13 protein-coding genes are annotated in these 19717 nt (G+C 63.2%); 4 read left to right on the top strand and 9 right to left on the bottom strand.

The window, feature by feature from the left end; genetic code table 11:
• Positions 1 to 11: 11 nt before the first annotated feature.
• The 7 genes from RGV59_RS11440 to RGV59_RS11410 all read right to left on the bottom strand — a co-directional run bounded on the left by RGV59_RS11440 (position 12) and on the right by RGV59_RS11410 (position 11871).
• A complete protein-coding gene (locus RGV59_RS11440) occupies positions 12 to 1226 on the bottom strand; it encodes a hypothetical protein (protein WP_017844574.1) in 1215 nt (404 codons plus the stop codon).
• A gap of 41 nt (positions 1227 to 1267) precedes the next feature.
• Positions 1268 to 1738 carry a CS1 type fimbrial major subunit gene (locus RGV59_RS11435; protein ID WP_126586149.1) on the bottom strand — a complete coding sequence of 157 codons (471 nt, stop codon included), beginning with the start codon at positions 1736 to 1738 and terminating at the stop codon, positions 1268 to 1270.
• Positions 1735 to 2475 (bottom strand): molecular chaperone, encoded by a 741-nt coding sequence (locus RGV59_RS11430; RefSeq protein WP_126586151.1) that lies wholly within the window; start codon positions 2473 to 2475, stop codon positions 1735 to 1737. Before RGV59_RS11430 ends, RGV59_RS11435 begins: the two co-directional genes overlap by 4 nt.
• A 118-nt stretch (positions 2476 to 2593) precedes the next feature.
• The gene (locus RGV59_RS11425; RefSeq protein WP_126586153.1) at positions 2594 to 5113 is read right to left on the bottom strand and encodes a TcfC E-set like domain-containing protein; all 2520 of its coding nucleotides are present in this window, start codon (positions 5111 to 5113) and stop codon (positions 2594 to 2596) included.
• Positions 5114 to 5227: 114 nt separating this feature from the next.
• Entirely contained in the window at positions 5228 to 5719 is a 492-nt protein-coding gene (locus tag RGV59_RS11420; RefSeq protein ID WP_017844569.1) for a CS1 type fimbrial major subunit, read from the bottom strand.
• 441 nt (positions 5720 to 6160) lie between these two features.
• Entirely contained in the window at positions 6161 to 11320 is a 5160-nt protein-coding gene (locus tag RGV59_RS11415) for a membrane-targeted effector domain-containing toxin (RefSeq protein ID WP_322246948.1), read from the bottom strand.
• Positions 11305 to 11871: a hypothetical protein gene (locus RGV59_RS11410; RefSeq protein ID WP_141122993.1), complete on the bottom strand. Its 567-nt coding sequence runs from the start codon at positions 11869 to 11871 to the stop codon at positions 11305 to 11307. The genes RGV59_RS11415 and RGV59_RS11410 overlap by 16 nt, the downstream gene beginning before the upstream one ends.
• Before the next feature lie 157 nt (positions 11872 to 12028).
• Between RGV59_RS11410 and RGV59_RS11405 the strand changes: the two genes are divergently transcribed.
• On the top strand, positions 12029 to 12598 hold the full coding sequence (locus tag RGV59_RS11405; protein WP_017844567.1) for a PadR family transcriptional regulator: 570 nt from the start codon (positions 12029 to 12031) through the stop codon (positions 12596 to 12598).
• The gene (locus tag RGV59_RS11400) at positions 12595 to 13362 is read left to right on the top strand and encodes a siderophore-interacting protein (protein WP_126586211.1); all 768 of its coding nucleotides are present in this window, start codon (positions 12595 to 12597) and stop codon (positions 13360 to 13362) included. Before RGV59_RS11405 ends, RGV59_RS11400 begins: the two co-directional genes overlap by 4 nt.
• A gap of 1 nt (position 13363) precedes the next feature.
• On the opposite strand, the gene RGV59_RS11395 is transcribed toward RGV59_RS11400, so the two are convergent.
• Positions 13364 to 13987 carry a Pr6Pr family membrane protein gene (locus tag RGV59_RS11395; RefSeq protein WP_079442924.1) on the bottom strand — a complete coding sequence of 208 codons (624 nt, stop codon included), beginning with the start codon at positions 13985 to 13987 and terminating at the stop codon, positions 13364 to 13366.
• A gap of 4 nt (positions 13988 to 13991) precedes the next feature.
• A complete protein-coding gene (locus RGV59_RS11390) occupies positions 13992 to 14225 on the bottom strand; it encodes a VF530 family DNA-binding protein (protein WP_010212838.1) in 234 nt (77 codons plus the stop codon).
• Between the two features lie 210 nt (positions 14226 to 14435).
• Between RGV59_RS11390 and RGV59_RS11385 the strand changes: the two genes are divergently transcribed.
• Both RGV59_RS11385 and RGV59_RS11380 read left to right on the top strand, forming a co-directional pair.
• A complete protein-coding gene (locus RGV59_RS11385; protein ID WP_046384575.1) occupies positions 14436 to 16454 on the top strand; it encodes a TonB-dependent receptor in 2019 nt (672 codons plus the stop codon).
• An 834-nt stretch (positions 16455 to 17288) separates the two neighbouring features.
• Complete coding sequence (locus RGV59_RS11380; protein ID WP_126586209.1) at positions 17289 to 19700, top strand: glucose/quinate/shikimate family membrane-bound PQQ-dependent dehydrogenase; 2412 nt, start codon at positions 17289 to 17291, stop codon at positions 19698 to 19700.
• Positions 19701 to 19717 lie beyond the last annotated feature (17 nt).

Here is a 19717-nt window from a genome sequence, read left to right as displayed (position 1 = left end):
ACCCCTGCGGGTCACACCTCCGAATCCCAGATCACTGTGACGTTCCCTTCATAGGTGCCGGACTCACCGGGCTGCAACATCGTCTCCACATCGTCGCGCGCCACTTCGAAATGCAGGGTGCCAGGCTTGCGGTCGACGAACATCGTCGACAGCAACAGGTGCGTGCCGCTGCCGTCCAGCCGCAGTGGACGGCGCTGGACCGGCTGACCTTCGGGGTCGACGATGCCGTGGGGCATGGTCACGCCGACCTGCAACGGCACCGAGCGCCCCGACCTGGCGTCACGGATCCGGCAGGTGTTGTCTGCCGCCTCGACGTACTGGCATTCCATGCCGATCCTGAAGCGCGCGGTGGAATAGAAGTTGAAGGTCTGGTCCCTGAACAGCCGCGTCGGTTTGCGCCCCTGGCTCAACCAGCCTTGCCAGCCACCCTGGGGCAGCAACTCGACGCGCTCACCGCCCGGCGGGATCTCGACCTTGAGGATGTGATCGACCGAAAGAATGAAATTGAGGGTGATCTGCTCATCGTTGGGTAACATCACGTTGCCCAGGTCGAAGTCCTTGTGCGGCCCGACGCTGTACGTCACCTGCCCGCGGTAGGTCCCGGCCCTCATCCCCAGGGGGTCGGGCGTGACCAATTCGTAGGTGAAACCGAGGCCATCGAACCAAAATGTCTCGGCGGGGATATGGCTGGCGGCTCTTTGCGCACACCCCCTGACACCTTCCGGCAAAAACCAGGTGAACGCGAAAAGCCATTGGTTGCCGACACTCACCCCGCTGGATTGACACGGTGGCGGTGGATAATCGTGTTCCCAACGCACAGTGGGGTCCTGCCGCAGCCACCGGAACACCATGCCAATGCCACTGATCCGGAACTGAAGGGTTTCGGCCTCTCCCGTTTCGTCATGCACGACGGTGATGTTTCTGCGTTCGGTCGGCGCATGAAACAACAGATGATTGCGATCGTCTCCACCCGGCACGATCGGCGCGCTCATCCGAAAATCGATCGGAAGACCGATGCTGTAGCGCGTCTCGTTGCAGTACTGCGGCGCCCAGGTGCAATAGCTGTTACCCGGCGGCGTGTGGTTTTTGAACACGTTGCGCGCCGGCTGGCTGGGGTCCGGCCGGAACGAGGCCAGGATGTCCACGGTGGCCGCCGTTACGTCGGCGGGCAGCCCCACCAGCAGCCCGGCCAACCACAGCCCCAACACCTTGTTTTTGATTTGCATGGGTTCACTCGTTCTGAAAAAACTCAAGCGTGGCCCCCGGTTCATGGGCGCAACGCATCGAAAATGATCTGCACGTTGCCGAAGTACTGGCCGGGGAGGTAACCGTCCTCAGGCTTCTGCGCGGCAATTTCCAGCAGCACCCGTTTGCCGACACGGGCCTCGGCTTCCGGCACCACGCGCATGGCGTCGAGCCCCAGCACCTGCTGATTGAAGGTGACGGTGAGCGTAATGTTGTCGCGGCCGTTGAACAGCACCGGCTCATAGGCGAGGTAAGCGTCCACCGCGCCCAACACGTTTTTCACATCGAAAGGCTCGCGCAGCGCACTCAGGGTTTCAGTCACCGGGTTCCAGCTCAGGGTTTGCTCACGCTCCAGAAAGCCGGGGTTGAGCGGCAATACATAGAAGTCACTGGTGGGGACTTTGACCGACACCTGGAACACCGCCTCCTCGCGGGCGGCCAGGGCGCTGAAGCTGAGCGCGCTCAACAGCGCCAACACGGCCCAGCGGCTCATCCTTTCACCTCTTGATTCTTCTGCGTGTCGCCTTCCACCAGCTTGAAGGTGTAGTGGCGCCCGGTTTGTTTATCGAAGGTAAAGGCACGCCCCGGCAGCACGTGGTTCTTGGTGGTCGGATGGCAATCGGTCGGCTTGCCGGCCACACAGTTCTTGAACTCGTCGACCACGATCACGCTGTTGCCGTTGTTGCGCAGTTCATAGCGAGTGGCGCCATCGTTGATGCGGGTGTCGTAGCGGGTGTCCTTGGGGCGCACGAAAAACACCGTGCCATAGCCGGCCAGCACGCTGACGCCGGCCTGCAGAGTCTTTTGATATTCCTCACGCTCTTCTTCGGACAGGGCAAACGCGTCCTCTTTTTCCGGCACCACCGGGATGTAGCGCACCCGGAAGTAACGCTCGCTGGCGCGCTCGCCCATGTACAGCAAGCGCGTGCCCTGCATGCCGTTGGCCGGCACGATCAGGCGCGCGGGGCTGGCCATCAGGCCATCGCGGGCGCGGGCGTCAGCCTGGGATTGCACGGGAATTTCCTGGGGCACGCCGCTGGCGTCGTAGACGATTTCGAGGATCTCGACCTTGACGAACGCGGTGCTGGTGCCGCCGTTGAAGATGCGTTTGAGGTAGCTGCTCTTGCTGCCGTCCAGGTAGTCATAGACCACGCCGACGTTGATATTCGGGCCCGCCTGGACCCCCAGGGAAACCATCCACACGCCCAGGATTGCGGCTAATACTTTCATTGCTTTACACCTCATTAACGGTTGGCCTGAAGCCAACCCACTCGACTTGCGAAGCGCAAATACCCGCGCCCGAACAGGCCTATCCGTATCGATGTTCATGGCTTACACCCTGTGTGAATCACCCCGACGTCGGGCGCTCGAATGCGCCATCGGCCAAGGTATCCGGCGTGCAACGCAGGTCGCCGATCATCAGCACATCGTTTTCACTGCGGGCCTTGCTCGGGTCGAGGCGGAACTGACAGAGCAACTGGTTGCCCCGGCGCACTTCCAGGGTGGGCGAGCCGGCGTTCATTTCCATCGAGAAGAACCCGTCGACCTCGCTGACGCCACGGCTGGCATGGTTGATCACGTGATGGCCCTTGAGCGGGCGGCCCTGCGGGTCGAGCAGGCGACCGAGCACGGTGACGGTTTTCATCACGCGGATCTTGCGGTAGTCCACCCCGCCCTTGTTGATGTGGTAGGCGCTGCGCGGCGGCTGGATGTTCGCCGCCGGCGGGTGGTTGCCGTCGAAGTCGAACGCCACCGAGCCGGTTCGGTAGGCAGTGAGCGGCACGAAGTTGCGCCCCGGCCGCAGCGCGGTGCTGCCACCGCTGAGGTCGTCGGCGCGCAGGGTGATGTCGTCGAGGTCGGTTTCCACATCGACGATCATGCCCGCGCCGTCGCCGTGGTACTGGCTGGTCAGGGCCACCTTCTGGCCGCCGACGGCGAAGGTGCTGTGCAGGTTGAGGCCGCCGGTGAGGTTGCCGTTGAAGGAGGAGCGCTGGGCAAACGCATCGCCTGCGAGCATGTCGCCGTGGAAGCTGGTCATGCCGGACAGGCCGACGCCATAGGTGTCGGTCAGCACGGTGGCCGAGACGTTCTGCAGCACATGGCCGCTGAGGTCTTTGCGGTAGGTCAGCGAGCCATTGTTGTCACGTTTGCCGTCGCGCGAGGTGCGCGAGCCGATGCTGCCCGACCACTGCTCGCCCGGCCCACCGAGGGCCAGGTTGAGGGTCAGGTCGACGCCACGGTTGCGCCGGTCGCCGGTGCTGCGGCTGGCGGGGCGGTCGAACAGCGACAGGCGCCAATTGGCATCGCTGCCGAACAACCGGTCGTGTTTGCTCCAACCCAGGTCCAGGCCGACGCCCTCGACGTTGCCCTGGCTGTGGGACAGGCGTGCATTGAGCGAATGCTGGTTGATCAGGCGGTGGTTGATCGACAGCGACGAGGTACTGGTCTGGCCGACGAAGGTTTGCCAGGTGCGCAGCCGCGTGCCGTCGGGCAGCGTGTCGTAGGTGTTGCGGGTGTCCAGCCAACTGCGGTTGTGGCTGGCGATCACGCTGCCGGCGCCATAACTGTAGAGGCCTTGCACGTCCATGCCGGTGCCGTGGTCCTGGGTCTGGTAGACGTTGGCGTACAGGCTCGCCTGGGTCGCCAGCGTCCAGTCGATGGAAGCGCCGTATTGCATGCGCTCCTGCACCTGGCGCCCGGACAAGCCGACGATCACGCGCGGGTGCAGCAGGTAATTGAGCGAAGCGCCGGCGGTCATGTCGCCTTTGTCGCGTTGCTCCCAGTTGTTGAACAAGGTGCTTTCGCGGCCGGCGAACACGTTGTAGCGCCAGCGCTCGTCATGGTTGCGCCAGTTGTTGGGCTTGTACACCAACTCCTGGGTGGTGGCGGTGACCTGGCCGTCCTCGACCAGGCGCACTTCCACTTCATAAATGCCACCGGGCAACGGCCGCGTATCGATGCTCTGCAAACCGGCGGCCACCGCCTGGGTGTTGATCAGCAGACCGTTGCGATAAATCTCCACCGAGCCCTGGCGGTTGGAGGTGACGTAGATCGGGTACACGCTGGGCTTGGGGTTGTTGATGGCCAGGCTGTCGGAACTGCCGAGCATCACACCCACGGCGATATCCGGCGCGGCGCCGAACGCGCGCGGCTGGCGATTGAGCCCCTCGGAGGTGGGCGTGAAATAGCCCAGGCGCAGGAACTGGCCTTCGAATTCGCGCTGGGCGTACAGCGAATACAGTGCGTGATAAAGCTGGGTGTCCGGCCCGCCGAGGCGTGCCAGTTGCAGGTTGAGCGCATGGCTCCAGTTCCCCAGGCTGCTGCTGGCTTCAACCCCGAAACGTCCGCCGAGTTCCTGCGCTTGGCCGCCGTTGAGGTTCAACTGGTTGCTGACAATCAAGCCCGTGCTGCCGTCCTGGGGCTGGTGGTAATAACGTTGATGATCGGTGTCGTGCTCGGCGTTCTCCGTGAGGATCGAGACCAGCGAGTTTTCCAGGTTGTAATGCACCGCCAACATCTTCTCCGGGCAGGTTTGCGTGCAACTTCCCAGGGCCGCGCCTTGTTGCAGGTAGTCGCTCCAGGTATCGCGTTCAGCGGGTTGTATCGGGCTGTCGCTGATATCGGTAAAGTCCAGCAGCGTGAGGCGGTCATCGCGCGAAAGTATCACCATCGCCTCGCCCAGAAAGACTTCGTCGCGTTCGATACGCACGGCCAGGGGCACATCAAAAAAATGCTCTTCGAATTCGCTCGGCAAACCTTTCGCCTGAGCCAGTAAACTGCGTGGCGTATAACTGTTATCAGCCGTCGCCCAGGCAGCCGAACAGGCAAGCAGGGCCAGCGCCGCCGCGATGGGTTTCATCGGGAACATGAACTTAATACTCTATGGCGAACTGCAAACCATCTGGAAACCGACCGCAGGCGAACACAACCTGCGGGCGGTGGGTGTGATCGATAAGGCGCGGCCTTATCGCGTGCCGGGTGCTTAGAAAGCGGTGCGCGGCACGTTGTCGAAGATCACGGTGGCGACGCTGGTGTAGAGACCGGTCTGGGTGTCCGCCGGTTTGGCGGCCTTGATGGTCATCAGCTTTTGCAGGCCGGGGTTGGACTCTGCGTCGGCGGCCACTTCTTGCGGGCTACCGGTCAGGGCCACGGTGCCCAGGGTGATGGTCAGCGGGATCGAGTCCGTGCCGTTGGTGAGCGCCGCCGGGCCGTCCTGCAGGTAGGCGTCGATCGAGCCACCGGTGTTTTTCAGGGTGAACATCGAGGACAGCGTGCTCAGTTCGCCGGTCACGGTGTTGTAGGTCATGATTTCGTCGCGACCGAAGTTGGGGTCCAGGGGCTGGGCGTGGAACTGCTTGGTAGGGATGTCGGCCTTGATGTTGATCGTGGTGCTTGCATCGTTGGCGGCCATGGCAGCCGAAGAACCCAATACCGCAACAGCCAGCGGGAGCAGAACAGCAAACTTCTTGATCATGCTTGAATACCTAGTAGTCATTTAAAGGAAGGCGGTTAACTAAAAAGCAAGTCAAGACTCACTTCCAACTAACAGCGCGGCGCAATGTTCATTGTTTGGCTGAACATTCAACGCCGGGAAATATTCGACCAATGCGCTTTAAAAGTAAGCAGGCAAGCTCCGAGAAACATGCAGGCCAATAGGCCATTACGCTGGAGGAAGAAATGCAATAAATACGATTTTTAAAAAAACGACTGTAAGACGTTAATGACATACAGATAATTCAATAAAAGCAGTACAGTTATCAGGAGACACTTAACGCACAACTTCATATCTGTAGTATCGGAACTACACGAGGGCATCACTCTACGCCTTCAACGGCCACCGCCTAGATTGACGACGCTGTTATTGACGTAGGATCTGGACTTCCCCCCCTGCCCGCGCCAGCAAGGGGGGTCAGGTTTACTGGACGTGGGTGAGTTTCACCACCTGATCGAGGGCCGAGAGCAGCCGTTCGAACGCGCTGAACCGCTCGTCCTTCAGTTCTGCCCAGCGCTCGATGAAGAAGCGGCCTTGATCGTCGATCTGCACCGGCGTGGAAAGGATCTCGCCGCTGCGCGAGTGATGCACCAGATTCACTTCATGGGGTGAAAGCTGCTCGACCATGAACTGCCCCGGTCGCATCAAGCGTGAACGATCGGCGGGAACATAGGCGCGAGGAGGACGCATGCCAGGGACGCCGACAGCCAGGGTGAAGTCGCTGCGGATCGCCGTCAGCCGGTTGGGGTACAACGACGATCCGTAGGCGACGGTCCATTGCAGCCCTGAGCGCAGCTCGCTGGCCGTGCCCGCCGGTACATCTGAGAGCCGCAGGCTGATCGCCCCTTGCGTCTGGGCCACCCCCGCAATCCCTTCGACCGAATGCACATGGGCATTGCCCATGTGCGCCACCCACTTGTGCGCGCCCTCGGCAGCCTGGTCTAGACGGATGACCTCGCCGGCAAAGAAGTTGAACATCGCAATGCGCGACGTCTGCGGCGCGCTCATGCCCTTGGTGTGGTAGCTCGATACGCAATCCAATGCGCGGATGCGCAGGCCGTGTTTGCCCGCCACTTCCACGACGCTGGTGTAGGTGTGCGGCCCGCGGTACTCGGGCATGTGGCCCCGGTCGAGGGTCCACAGGCGGTCTTTGAGCGCTGGGGGCAATACGCCCGTGCGCTGGAAGGTATCCAGGTCGGCCTGGTGCAGGTCGGTGAACAGGTGCTCCATGTACAGGGTTTTGACGCCTTGCTGCTTGAGCGCCTTCATCTGATCGATCAGCAGCGCCTTGCTCGATTGCTCGACGTGGCTCTCGCAGACAATCAGCCCCCGAGCGTGTTGGTAGCTTTGCGCGATAAAGTCGGCGGGCGTGGTGTTCGCCGGCAGGTCCGGCAACGTCGGCCTGGGGGGCAGTTCAGGGGTTTTGAAGAACGCCTGCGCCGCTGTGTTCAGGCGCTCGCGGGTCTTGCGGAAGGCGCTTTCGGCAGCGGCGATTTTCGGGTTGAGCGACCCATAACGGGTGTCGAACGCATGCGCGCCTTTGCCCATTTCATGCAGCTCGGGGACGAACCGCGAGTCGATGTCGAACTCGCTGTACGCGTTTGCGCGGCCAGGCGCGGTGACGAATGCCGGGGGCGCCGTGTAGGCGGTTTGCAGGGTCAGCTTGAAGTCGGCTTTGGCCGCCGGGTCGTCGACGATCGCGCCGGGCGTATCGTTCCAGATGCCCACCGGTTGGCCGGGGGCGACGTCTTCGACGCGCACACTCAGGGTCTTTTGCAGGTCGGCCAGGCCCGGGGTCTGGGTGTGCGTGTTGAGACGGCGGCTGTCGACCAGGGCGACCCACCCTTCGCCGGGTTTTGCGCCGAGGTCGGCCTCGATCAGCGTGTGGGAGTAGAAGTTTCGCTGGGCGTTGGGCCGAGGGCTGACCAGCGCACCGTTTTTCAGGTTGAAGGCTTTGTCCACCTCGTAGCCGGTAGACGCGTCCAGCCCACAGACGGCGATGTTTTGCCGGCGCGCCGCAAGGATCAGGGCGCGATAGGAATGCGGCGAGTCGTTGGCGATCCCCAGGGCTGTCTCGACTTTTTTCAGGTACTCGCTGATGTGCCGGTAGCTGCCGCCGGCGTTGAACTTGTCCAGTTTGCCCCGGAACAGGTCCGCCGGCAGGTACTCGATGTACAGGCGCCGCACGCCCTGCTCGTAGAGGGTGTGCATATTGTCGATCAGCAGCTGTTTGGCGGCGAGCGAGCCAGGCACGGCGCCCACCACCAAGCCGGGGTTTTCCTTGAAGGCGCTTTCCAGGATGTGCCGATGGCTCGCGCTGGCTTCGAAGGCCAGTACATCGGCCCTGGGGACGATGGGATTGAGCTGGGCGAAGAACGTGTCGGCATCGCCGCGCAACTGCAGGTAGGCGTGCAGATAAGGGGCCTGGAGCGGGGCCATTTCATAGGTCAGCAGGCTGTCGCGGGTACCCTCGCCCAACAACTCATCGACGCTGGAGGTGTTGCGAAACTCCACGCTCAGAACGCTTTCGTAGTCCTTGGCCAGCTCCGGCGGAACTTCATAGCGCTGCAACGCGTGGGGGCTTGGCGCGGGGCGTTTCGGCGCCCCGCCGGTGAGGCCCGAGCGCACCCAGCGGCCCTTGGCGTTCTGGTTGACCAGGCGGGCGGTCGACACGAGTTTGCCGCTCACCGGGTCCTGGCGAAACAGCAGATAGCGGCCCAGGGCATCGGGGGTTTTGCCCGCCCACAACGGCCGGCCCTCGAACCACACCGCCTGCATACCGGCGAGCGCGGGGCTCGGCGGCTGCAGTTGCTGGATCAACGCCATGGCCTGGCGCGGCGCTGCTGGGCGCATGAGGTGGCGCATCGGCCGGAGCAGCGGGCCGATGGACTTGAGTGCCGGGCGCAGGTCGGTGAACACCGCGCCGAGGCTGTTGCTCAGGTAGCCGACGAAGTGTTGCAGCGCCGCATCGGTGTCGCCCTGGTTGTAGGCGTGCAGGGCCAGCATGCCGTCCTTGAGCGCCAGCAGCAGGCCCAGGCTCAGGCTCAACACCGGGAACGGTGCGGTCGCAATGGCGATAAGCGGTTCGAGGCAACTCCAGACCAGGCCCATGATCATGTCGCTGCGATTGACCGTGGTGGCGGCAACGTCATCGATCTTGCGTTGCAGCTTCATGTCGTGCAGCAGGTGACGCAGGTCGAGCACGGGCGGCACGCGCTCGATCGCGTCGTAGCGCGCCAGGCTCAGGTCGGTGCTGTTGAGGTCTGCGGGCAGGCCGGCCTGGGCGGTTTGCAGAAAACGCCGCACGCGCACCCGGGACTGCACACCGACGCGGGCGCTGAAGTAATCGAGCATGCCGTCGTTTTTTTTCAGCAGGTAGTTGAACAGCCGGGCTTCGCGCAAGAACACGCCGTCCGGCGCCTGCGGTGTATAGAGCAACACCGGATTCGCGCCGTGGCTGAACAGCAAGGTGTCGATCACCCAGTCGCCGTCGATCATCAGGCGATGCACGTTGTAGGTGCTGCGCGTCTCGACCGAGGTGTCGTCCAGGCTCTTGATGGCGCGTTCAAACCAATCCAGATCGACCTGGGCGATATGGCCTTTGAGGCGCGATTCGAGCGCCGCGCTGTGCAACTGCAACTGGTTGATCGCCAGCGTTGCGTCGCGGCGCAGGGCATAACCGGGGCTGGCCGGGTTTTGCAGTTTGGCCTGGACTTCATCGGCGTAGCGCTGGCCGATCCATACGCCACGCACCGAAAGCGCGACGTTGCGCGGCGTGAGCTTGCTCAGGTCGACTCCGGCCGGGCCCATGAAGGTGGCGACGGTGTCGAACCTGGCATCGAGAAACCCCAGCGAATCCTCATAACCATCGCGATACAGGCGGGTGTAGGACACCGACGCCGGGCGCGTCAACGCCGGGAAGTCTTTGGGGTAATGCACCCACACCGTATCGGGGTCGACATCGTTTTGCCGCTGGCGCCCCAGCAGGGCGTTGAGCTGCGTCTTGGCCTGGGCATGCAGGAAGCGCTCGAAGCTGATGAAGCGGGCGTCGGATAACGGGTTTTGCGCATAGGTGTTCGCCGCGCCTTCGGCGTTTTCCGCCAGTTGAGTCAGTTGTCGACGCTGGGCCTCGGTGGCGGCCCGGTACCACATCGGGGTGCCCCAGTGGTAATCGTCGGTCTGCACCTCCAGCAGTTGGGCGCGCAGGGCCTTGAGGCAATCGGCGTGGTCGGCCGCCTGGCTGAAGGTGACGTGGCGATATTCCTGGCGCGCCGGAATGAAGCCCAGGCCAGCCATGAACGTTTCCAGACCCGCATGGGACTTGAGGGCGACTTGCCCCAGCAGATAAGCGCGCATGGTTTCGTCCGCGCACCAGCCGAGGATATGCGCCTGGCAGCCGGTTTCCGTGTCGAACCCATGAAACTGCTGGGCCTGCGGCGCTTCGGGGGTACACAGCAGCAAGCGCTGGATCGCGCCCTGCTCGTCGCGCTCGCGCAGCAGCCAGAAGTCCTTGAGCACACAGCCATTGAGCGCAACGCTGCTCGCGTGCAGTTGCGCGTCGGTGCCGCGACGCAGGCGGGTAACGCGTTGATAGTCGGCCTCGGTGATGTGGTTTTGCAGCGTGGCCGTGTAGGCCAGGGCATTGATGCGGCGGTCGAGCATCTGTTCGATGGCGGCGTGGATCTGCGGCTTGGCGTAGTACTCGCGGCGCACGGCCTCAAACTCCGCACGCGGTTTGAGGCTGTCGAGCAGGCTGACCAGATAGGCCGGGGTCAGGTCTTGATAGCGCTCGGGCAGTGGCGCGTCGGCATACGTGAGGGTGGTATTGAGCAAAAACGCCGAGCCGGGCAGTTCGTCGCCGGTGTGCAGGCCGCGCAGCGCCAGCGCGGTCAGGTTGTGTTTCTGCTCGTAGGCGCCGACCCTGGCCACACTGCGGCGCGTGCGGACTTGCAGGCGGTCGGGGTCCAGGTCGGTGATTTCCAGGTCAGCGGCCAGTTGTTCGAGCAACTGATAGCGCGCCAGGGCCTGCGGCGAGGCGGCATGGCCGAACAGGTTCAGCAGGGCTTGGCGGGCCTCGTCGTACTCGCTCAGCTGCCGCGCCAGGGCCTCGCGCTGGTGGCTCGGCGCGTTGCGATACCAGGCCGGGGCGCTGTGCTCCAGGCAACGGTCGAGCAGGCGCTGGGCGCGCAATTCCAGGCGCGGGCTGAGGTCGGGCAAGGCCGCGCGAATCGCGTCGTCCAGCTCGGCAAGCAGCTGCCGGGCGCTATGGTCGGGGTTGGCGTCCAGGCTCAAGGCCCAATCGATATCCAGCGCGCGTTTGGCCAGCCTGGCGTCGTAGGTGTGTTCGCACAGCGGTTCGCTGTTGATGGGGACCAGCTGCAACGGCCAGACGCCCATGACGGACAGCCCCCAGTACCGGCGCGGCAGCAGGCGCATGAACTCCTTGCGCCAGCCGCCGACCGCCATCGTCTCGCGCAGTCGGCGGTTCATCTCGGCCAGCGAGCTGAACGACTCGAAGCCGCGGGCCGGCGTGAACAGCACGACGTAGCCGGCATCGTCGGCCGGGGTCAGCTGCGCGACCACGGGGGTGTTTTTTCGGTCAACACAAAGGCCCCGGCGAACTCGATCGTCTGGGCTCGATAGCTGAACGTCAGCGCATAGATGCCCGGTCGAAAGCTCGGCCCGAGCCCCAGGTTCTGCACCAGGCGGGCCTCTTCACGATGCAGCAGAGAGTCCTGGATGTTGAGCCTGGCTTCGAGTTCCAACGCGACTAGGCCGGCGTCGTTGGCCATGAACGTGCGCAGGCTTTGGCCGCCCAACACCCCGGTTTCGTCCAGTTTCTGCAAGTGCGCCGTGAGGTCGCGCTTGAGCGTCGCCAGCCGTTGCTTGCCCTCGTCACTTTGCAGGTCGGCCTGCGCCACATCGGCATACAGCGCACGACAGCGGTCGAAGTGAGCGCGCGCGTGCGCCGTGAGCGTCTGGTTGAGTTTTTCAAGCTGTTGTAACTCGACGGGGAGCGGCCGCTTGGACAGTAATGGGGTGTCGGTTTCGAGCAACTGGTGACCGATCTGATGCAGATAACCGCGTATTTCCAAGGAGGTTGGCGAGTAAGGGGGAGAAATCAATGTGCTCATCGCACTGGCTCCATGCACATGGGAAGAGCCATCAGCATGCTGGGCGCATCACGCGGGACGGTGGTAGTTAAGTAGGCCGCGACCGTTGGTCGACTGATCTTGAACAGTCTAAAGATATATCTTAAGTTATATCTTAACCAAAACGGAGAGACCCAAAATGAGAGAGCATCATCCCCATTCCCACGGCGACGGCCGCGACGGCTTCGAAAAACGCCCCGGCCGTGAACGCGGCGGTCGCGGCCCACGCGTGTTCGCCCCCGGCGACCTGAAGTTGCTGTTGCTGGCGCTGATCGCCGAGCAGCCGTGCCACGGCTACGACCTGATCCGCCAGATCGAAGGCCTGTTCGACGGCGCCTACAGCCCCAGCCCCGGTGTGATCTACCCGACCCTGACCTTCCTTGAAGAAAGCGAATTGATCAGCGGCGATGCCGAAGGCGGAAAAAAGCGCTACACCATCACCGACGCCGGTCGTCTTTCTTTAAGTGAGCAGGCGATTGCACTGGAAGGCGTGCGAATGCGTATCGACGTGAGCAAACGCTCGCTGCGCGGCCATGATCGCCCGCCCGAAATCCACGAGGCGGTGCATAACCTGCGTCATGCCTTGCAACTGCACCACGGACGCTGGAGCGCCGAAGAAATCGCGCGGGTCGCCACGCTGCTCAACAGCACCGCACAAGCCATCGTCGACGGCCCGGCCGTTCAAGCTGTCCAGGGGGAAAATCAATGAATACGCCCGTCATCCATCGCGTCAGCCACGAGATCAAACGCCGTCGCCTCGACGTGCTGCGGGTGGTCGATATCACCCCGCGCATGCGCCGCATCACCCTCGGCGGCCCCGAACTGGCGGGGTTTGTCAGCCTGGGCAGTGACGATCACATCAAGCTGATGTTCCCGCAGAACGCCGCCGAGCAAGCCGCGCTGCAAAGCCCGACCTTCAGCATCAAGGGCGATGGCCCGCAGCCGGCCATGCGCGACTACACGCCACGGCGTTTCGACCTGAACCTCGGCGAGTTGGACATCGACTTCGTGCTGCACGGCGACGGCCCCGCCTCCACCTGGGCCGAGCAGGCTCAAGTCGGCCAGCACCTGTACATCGGCGGCCCACGGGGCTCGATGATCGTGCCGGACATCTTCGACAGCTACCTGCTGATCGGCGACGAAACCGCCCTGCCCGCCATCGCCCGCCGCCTCGAAGAACTGCCGGCCGGGCGCACGGTGCTGGCGGTGATCGAAATCGCCGATGCGGCGGAACGGCAAGCACTGCAAAGCGCGGCCGAGGTAGAAGTGATTTGGGTGGTGCGCGGCCAGGCCGACCTGCTCGACACCGTGCGCGCACTGACGCTGCCGAGCGGTGCGCTGTACACCTTCGTCGCGATGGAAACCAAGCTGTCGCGCCAGGTGCGCCGGGTGCTGCTGGATACGCACAAGGTCGATGAAGCGTTCCTCAAGGCCGTCGGCTACTGGCGCGCCGAGGGCAGTGAGGAAGCGTGAGTCATCCGTGGGGTTTGATGCTTTTATCCAACCCCACCACCGCCAGAGCAATCAGCACGAACCCCGCCAGGATCCCCCCGGCATTCACGAACACCTGTGGATAACCGAGGGTGCCGACGTCGAAAAACGGGTACTGGTATTGCCCGAGCAAATCCCCGCGCAGCAGCACATAGGCGAAGTACACCAACGGGTACAACACCCACAGGCCAATGTGTTTGCACTGCAACGTGCCCTTGGGCACACAGCGCCACCAGTAGACGACAAACAGCAGCGGCATCACGTCGTGCAGCAATTCGTCGGCGATGAACTGGAACCCTTCGGGCTGCCACAGGTGCCGCAGCAACAGGTTATAGGCCAGGCTCACCAGCACGATGCTGACGGCAATCGCGCTGCTGACCCTGGGCGCCAGGAAAAACCGCTTCGCCGCTGAATCACGATCAACCACGGCGTAGCTCAGCACCACCACCACCAGGGTGTTGGTCAACACGGTGAAGAAGCTGAAGAAGTTGACCAGCCCGCCCAACAGGCTGGCGCCCGTCGACCAGCGCGAATAGAAAATCAGGTATTGCTGAATCGCCAACCCCACCCAACCGGCCAGGGCCGCCGCCGTCACACAGCGTTTCATGGGCTCAGTCCAACGGGCGTTTGGTACGCATCAGTTTCACGTACAGCCCTTCGACTTTCTCCCGCGCCCACGGGGTTTTGCGCAGGAACGTCAGGCTCGACTTGATGCTCGGGTCGCTCTTGAAACAGCGGACATCGATGCGCTCGGCCAGACCGCTCCATTCGTAGTGTTCCACCAGGGTGGTGAGGACGTGTTGCAGAGTCACGCCGTGAAGCGGGTCGTTGCTTGTCGCGGTCATGCCAGGCCTTTTGCAAAAAGAGGAAATACAGCCGCGCACCTTAGCCGACGGGGCGAACAGGTGGAAGCACCGCATTGAATATAGCCCCTGGGGAAAAGTTGCCCTTTTCAGGATAAAAAGAGATGTTATATTGTAACGATAATTATCAACCGTAAGCTGTTCGTTACCGTTTGCCGCCTTCTCTTTTTGTCGTTTGCCAAGGAATGTCCGATGTCCCTCTCCTCTGCCTGGCGCTTGTCGCCCCTCGCCGCCGCCCTGCTGATCTGCTCCGAAGCCCATGCGCTGGAACTGCAACCCCAAGTCATCACCGCCAACCCCCTGGGCAGCGCGCAACTGGCTTCGCCGACCACCGTGCTGGAAGGCGATGAGCTGACCCTGCAGCAAAAAGGCAGCCTCGGCGAAACCCTGAACAAACAACCGGGCGTGTCGTCGTCCTACTTCGGCCCGGGCGCCAGCCGACCGATCATCCGCGGCCAGGATGGCGACCGCATTCGCCTGCTGCGCAACGGTGTGGGCGCGCTGGATGCGTCGTCGCTGTCCTACGACCACGCCGTGCCGCTGGACCCGGTCAACGTCGACCGCATCGAAATCGTGCGCGGCCCGGCGGCCCTGTTGTACGGCGGCAGCGCCATCGGCGGGGTGGTCAACACCTTCGACAATCGCATCCCCACCGAAGCCATCGAAGGCATCCACGGCGCCGGCGAATTACGCTACGGCGGCGCCGACACCACGCGCAGCAGCGCGGGCAAACTCGAAGCCGGCAACGGCACCTTCGCCCTGCACCTGGACGCGAATGCACGGGAATTCAACGACCTCAAAATCCCGGGCCAAGCCCGCAGCCGCCACGCCCCGGAAGCCGAAGACGGCCCCGGCAAAAACGGCCGCCTGGGCAACAGCGACGGGCGCCAGGACGGCGGTGCGCTGGGCGGTTCCTACACCTGGGACGACGGTTATGCCGGGCTGTCCTACAGCACCTACGACAGCAACTACGGCTCACCCGCCGAACAGGCTGTGCGGATCCGCATGAAGCAGGACCACTACGCGTTTGCCTCCGAGGTGCGCAACCTGCAGGGCCCGTTCACCTCGGTGAAACTCGACGCCGGCTACACCGACTACGAGCACCGCGAAATCGAAGGCGGCGAAACCGGCACGATCTTCAAGAACAAAGGCTATGAAGCCCGGGTTGAAGCGCGCCACCAGCCGCTCGGCCCGTTCGACGGCGTGGTCGGCGCACAAGTGACCCGCAACGAGTTCTCGGCCCTCGGCGAAGAAGCCTTCGTGCCGCAGACCGACACCAACGCCGGCGCGCTGTTCATCCTCGAAGAAATGCAGGCCACCGAGCGCCTGAAACTCAGCCTCGGCGGGCGCCTGGAGCACACCAGCGTCGACCCGGACAGCAAAGGCAACGCGCGCTTCGCCAATGCCGACAAGACCAACGACTTCACCGCCGGCAGCCTGTCGTCCGGCGCGGTGTACACCCTCACGCCGATCTGGTCGCTGGCCGCAACCCTGGGCTACACCGAACGCGCGCCGACCTTCTACGAGCTGTACGCCAACGGCGCTCACGTCGCCACCGGCACCTACGAGTTGGGCAACGCCAACCTGAAGAAAGAAAAAGCCGTATCCAGCGACCTCGCACTGCGCTTTGACAACGGCACGCACAAGGGCAGCTTCGGCGTGTTCTACAGCCGTTTCTCCAACTACATCGGCCTGCTGGGCACAGGTCGCACATTGAACGACGAAGGTGAAGAAGACGCCGGCGGCATCCCCGAATACGAATACTCGGGAGTGCGCGCCCGTTTCGCCGGCTTTGAAGCCCAGGATCACTGGAAGCTCGGCGAAGGCGCCTACGGCAAGTTCGCACTGGAACTGTCGGGCGACTACACCCGCGCCACCAACCTCGACACCGGCGAAGCCCTGCCGCGCATCGCACCGCTGCGCCTGAACAGCGGCTTGCTGTGGGAACTGGACCGCTGGCAAGCGCGCATCGACATCGAACACGCCGCCGGACAAGGCCGTGTGCCCTCCAACGAAAGCGGCACCGACGGCTACACCACACTGGGCGCCAGCGCCGGCTATCGCTTCAACGTCGGCGGCAGCCAGTGGCTGGCATTCGTCAATGGCGAAAACCTGACCAACCAAACCGTGCGCTATGCCAGCTCGATCCTGCGCGACATCGCCCCGGCAGCAGGCAGAAGCGTACAAGTGGGCCTGCGCACCACCTTCTAACGCCCCAAAAAGAACCGCCCAACAATGCGAAGCGAGGCTCTTGACCTGCTTTTGATCCAAAGCACCCCACAATGCAAAGCGAGGCTCTTGATCCGCTTTTGATCCAAAGCACTCCACAATGCGAAGCGAGGCTCTTGATCCGCTTTTGATCCAAAGCACTCCACAATGCGAAGCGAGGCTCTTGATCTTGATCTGAGGCGCCCCGTTAAACCACGCTGGCCGAACGCAGGCTTGAATCCGTGGGTAACCCGGCAGGACGCCGGGTTAGCCGTCCTGGGCCAGGGATGGCCCATGACGGCGGCCCACGGATTCAAGCCTGCGTTCGGGCACACCGAGCCTAGGCGAGGTGCCGAGTGGTGGGGCAAGAGCCCTTTGGTTACTTTGGGGCTTTTCCAAAGTGACCCGCCGTAAGGGCGGAACCCATAGCCGCCGTTACCGAAGAAACGGATATGCCCCCTCCCCCAAGGCCATCCACCAGCCCCCTAACAACAACCCCACCCCCTCATCCCACAGCGACATTCTGTCACTGTTACCAAATCCGAAATAATGCATCTTGCGATTTTCACTTTCTCTCAACGCCCCACCGCATTATCCTTGGCGGCAATAACCTGAAACGATTCACTCTCGGTCAACCCCAACCTACCGAACACCCCTCGCCACAAAGACAGCGCTGTCTCACACCCGGCCGCGCCTAAAAATAAATCACCCCCCTGTGGATACCCCCCGCTATCCCCAGGAAAAACCGACTCACGCTGAACCAAGCCCGTGCCAAATCGTCATCTACAGTGAAGACACACGGGGACACATAATTCCAACGTCACGGAGAAACACACTATGAGCACTGATGGTGCCTCAAGCCCAAGCCGCCTACTGCCCAGGCTGCTAGGCGTCTTGCTGCTGATCATGGGCCTGGCCTTACTGGCCGGCGGTATCAAGCTGAGCCTGCTCGGCGGGTCGCTGTACTACCTGCTGGCCGGCATCGGCATCACCCTGACCGGCCTTCTGCTGCTGGCCACCCGCCGCGCCGCGCTGGGCCTATACGCACTGGTACTGTTCGCCAGCACCGTGTGGGCACTGTGGGAAGTCGGCCTGGACTGGTGGCAGTTGGTACCGCGCCTGGCACTGCTGTTCGCCCTGGGCATCGTCATGCTGCTCCCATGGTTTCGCCGTCCGTTGCTGCGTGGCCAATCGGCACCGCTGGGCACCGGCGCGCTGAGCGTGGCCGTGGTCCTGGCCGGCGCTGCCGCCGTGGCCAGCCAATTCACCCACCCGGGTGAAATCAAAGGCCAACTGGACCGCGACGCAGTACCGGGCATGGCCAGCGCCGCGCCGACCCAGGCCGATGGCGACTGGAATTCCTACGGCCGTTCGGCCTACGGCGATCGCTACTCGCCCCTGGCGCAGATCACCCCGGAAAACGCCCACAAACTGGTTCCAGCGTGGACCTACCGCACCGGCGACATCCCAGGCCCGAACGACCCGGGCGAGACCACCGCGGAAAATACCCCGCTGAAAGTCAACGGCATGCTCTACGTGTGTACCCCGCACAGCCAGGTGATTGCCCTGGACCCGGATACCGGCAAGGAAATCTGGCGTTTCGACCCGAAGATCAGCACCGAAGGTGCCGCAAACTTCAAGGGTTGGGCGCACATGACCTGCCGTGGCGTGTCGTATCACGATGACGCCGCCTACGCCTCCGAACAGAGCCCGACCGGCAGCGCCAGCCCGGCTGCCGCGCCGAACGCCTGCCCGAAACGCATCTTCGTGCCGACCGCCGACACCCGCCTGATCGCCCTGAACGCCGACACCGGCAAGATGTGCGAAGACTTCGGCGACAAAGGCCAGGTCGACCTGCGTGCCAATATCGGCAGCTTCGCCCCAGGCGGTTACTACTCCACTTCGCCACCGGCGGTGACCAAAAACCTGGTGGTGATCGGCGGTCACGTCACCGATAACGTCTCCACCGACGAGCCCAGCGGCGTGATCCGCGCGTTCGACGTCCACACCGGCAAGCTGGTGTGGAACTGGGACAGCGGCAACCCGGACGACACCACCCCGTTGACCGAAGGCAAGACCTACACCCGCAACTCGCCGAACATGTGGTCCATGTTCTCTGTGGATGAAAAACTCGGCATGCTCTACCTGCCGATGGGCAACCAGATGCCCGACCAATACGGCGGCGACCGTACCGAAGACTCGGAAAAATACAGCGCCGGCCTGACCGCCCTGGACATCGACAGCGGCCACGTGAAGTGGACCTTCCAGTTCACCCACCATGACCTGTGGGACATGGACGTGGGCGGCCAGCCTTCGCTGATCGACATCAAGACCGAAGCCGGCGTGAAACAAGCGGTGATGGCGTCGACCAAACAAGGCAGCATCTACGTGCTGGACCGCGCCACCGGCCAACCGGTGGTGCCGATCCACGAAGTGGCCGTGCCGCAAGGCGCAGTCGCGGGCGATCACACCGCGCCGACGCAACCGAAGTCTGATCTGAACTTCATGCCACCGCCGCTCAAAGAGCGCGACATGTGGGGCGTGACCCCGTTCGACCAGATGCTGTGCCGCATCGATTTCAAATCCATGCGCTACGACGGTGCGTTCACCCCGCCGTCGCTGCAAGGTTCCATCGTTTATCCGGGTAACTTCGGCGTGTTCGACTGGGGTGGCATTTCCGTCGACCCGGTGCGCCAGATCGCGTTCGTGAACCCGAGCTACATGGCGTTCAAATCGAAACTGATCCCGGCCGCCGACATTGCCAAGCAAGGCCCGCGCATCAGCGAAACCCAAGGCGTGCAGCCGAACAAAGGCGCGCCCTACGGCGTGATCCTCGAAGCGATGCTGTCGCCGATGGGCCTGCCGTGCCAGGCGCCGGCGTGGGGTTATGTGGCGGCGGTCGACCTGACCACCCACAAAACCATCTGGATGCACAAGAACGGCACCGTGCGCGACAGCTCGCCAGTTCCGGTCCCGCTGACCATGGGCGTGCCTAGCCTGGGCGGCACTTTCACCACGGCCGGTGGCGTGTCCTTCCTCAGCGGCACCCTCGACCAGTACCTGCGTGCCTATGACGTGAAAAACGGCAAGCAACTGTGGGAAGGTCGCCTGCCAGCCGGTGCGCAAACCACACCGATGACCTACACCGGCAAGGACGGCAAGCAATACGTGCTGGTCGTGGCCGGCGGTCACGGCTCCCTGGGCACCAAGCAGGGTGACTATGTGATGGCGTTCAAACTGCCGGATTAAGCAAACCCTGCAGCAAA

This window comes from Pseudomonas sp. FG1 (assembly GCF_034313875.1).
Taxonomy (GTDB): Bacteria; Pseudomonadota; Gammaproteobacteria; order Pseudomonadales; family Pseudomonadaceae; genus Aquipseudomonas; species Aquipseudomonas veronii.
Note: the sequence above shows the minus strand (reverse complement) of the source record. Positions and strands in the feature narration are given on the sequence as shown.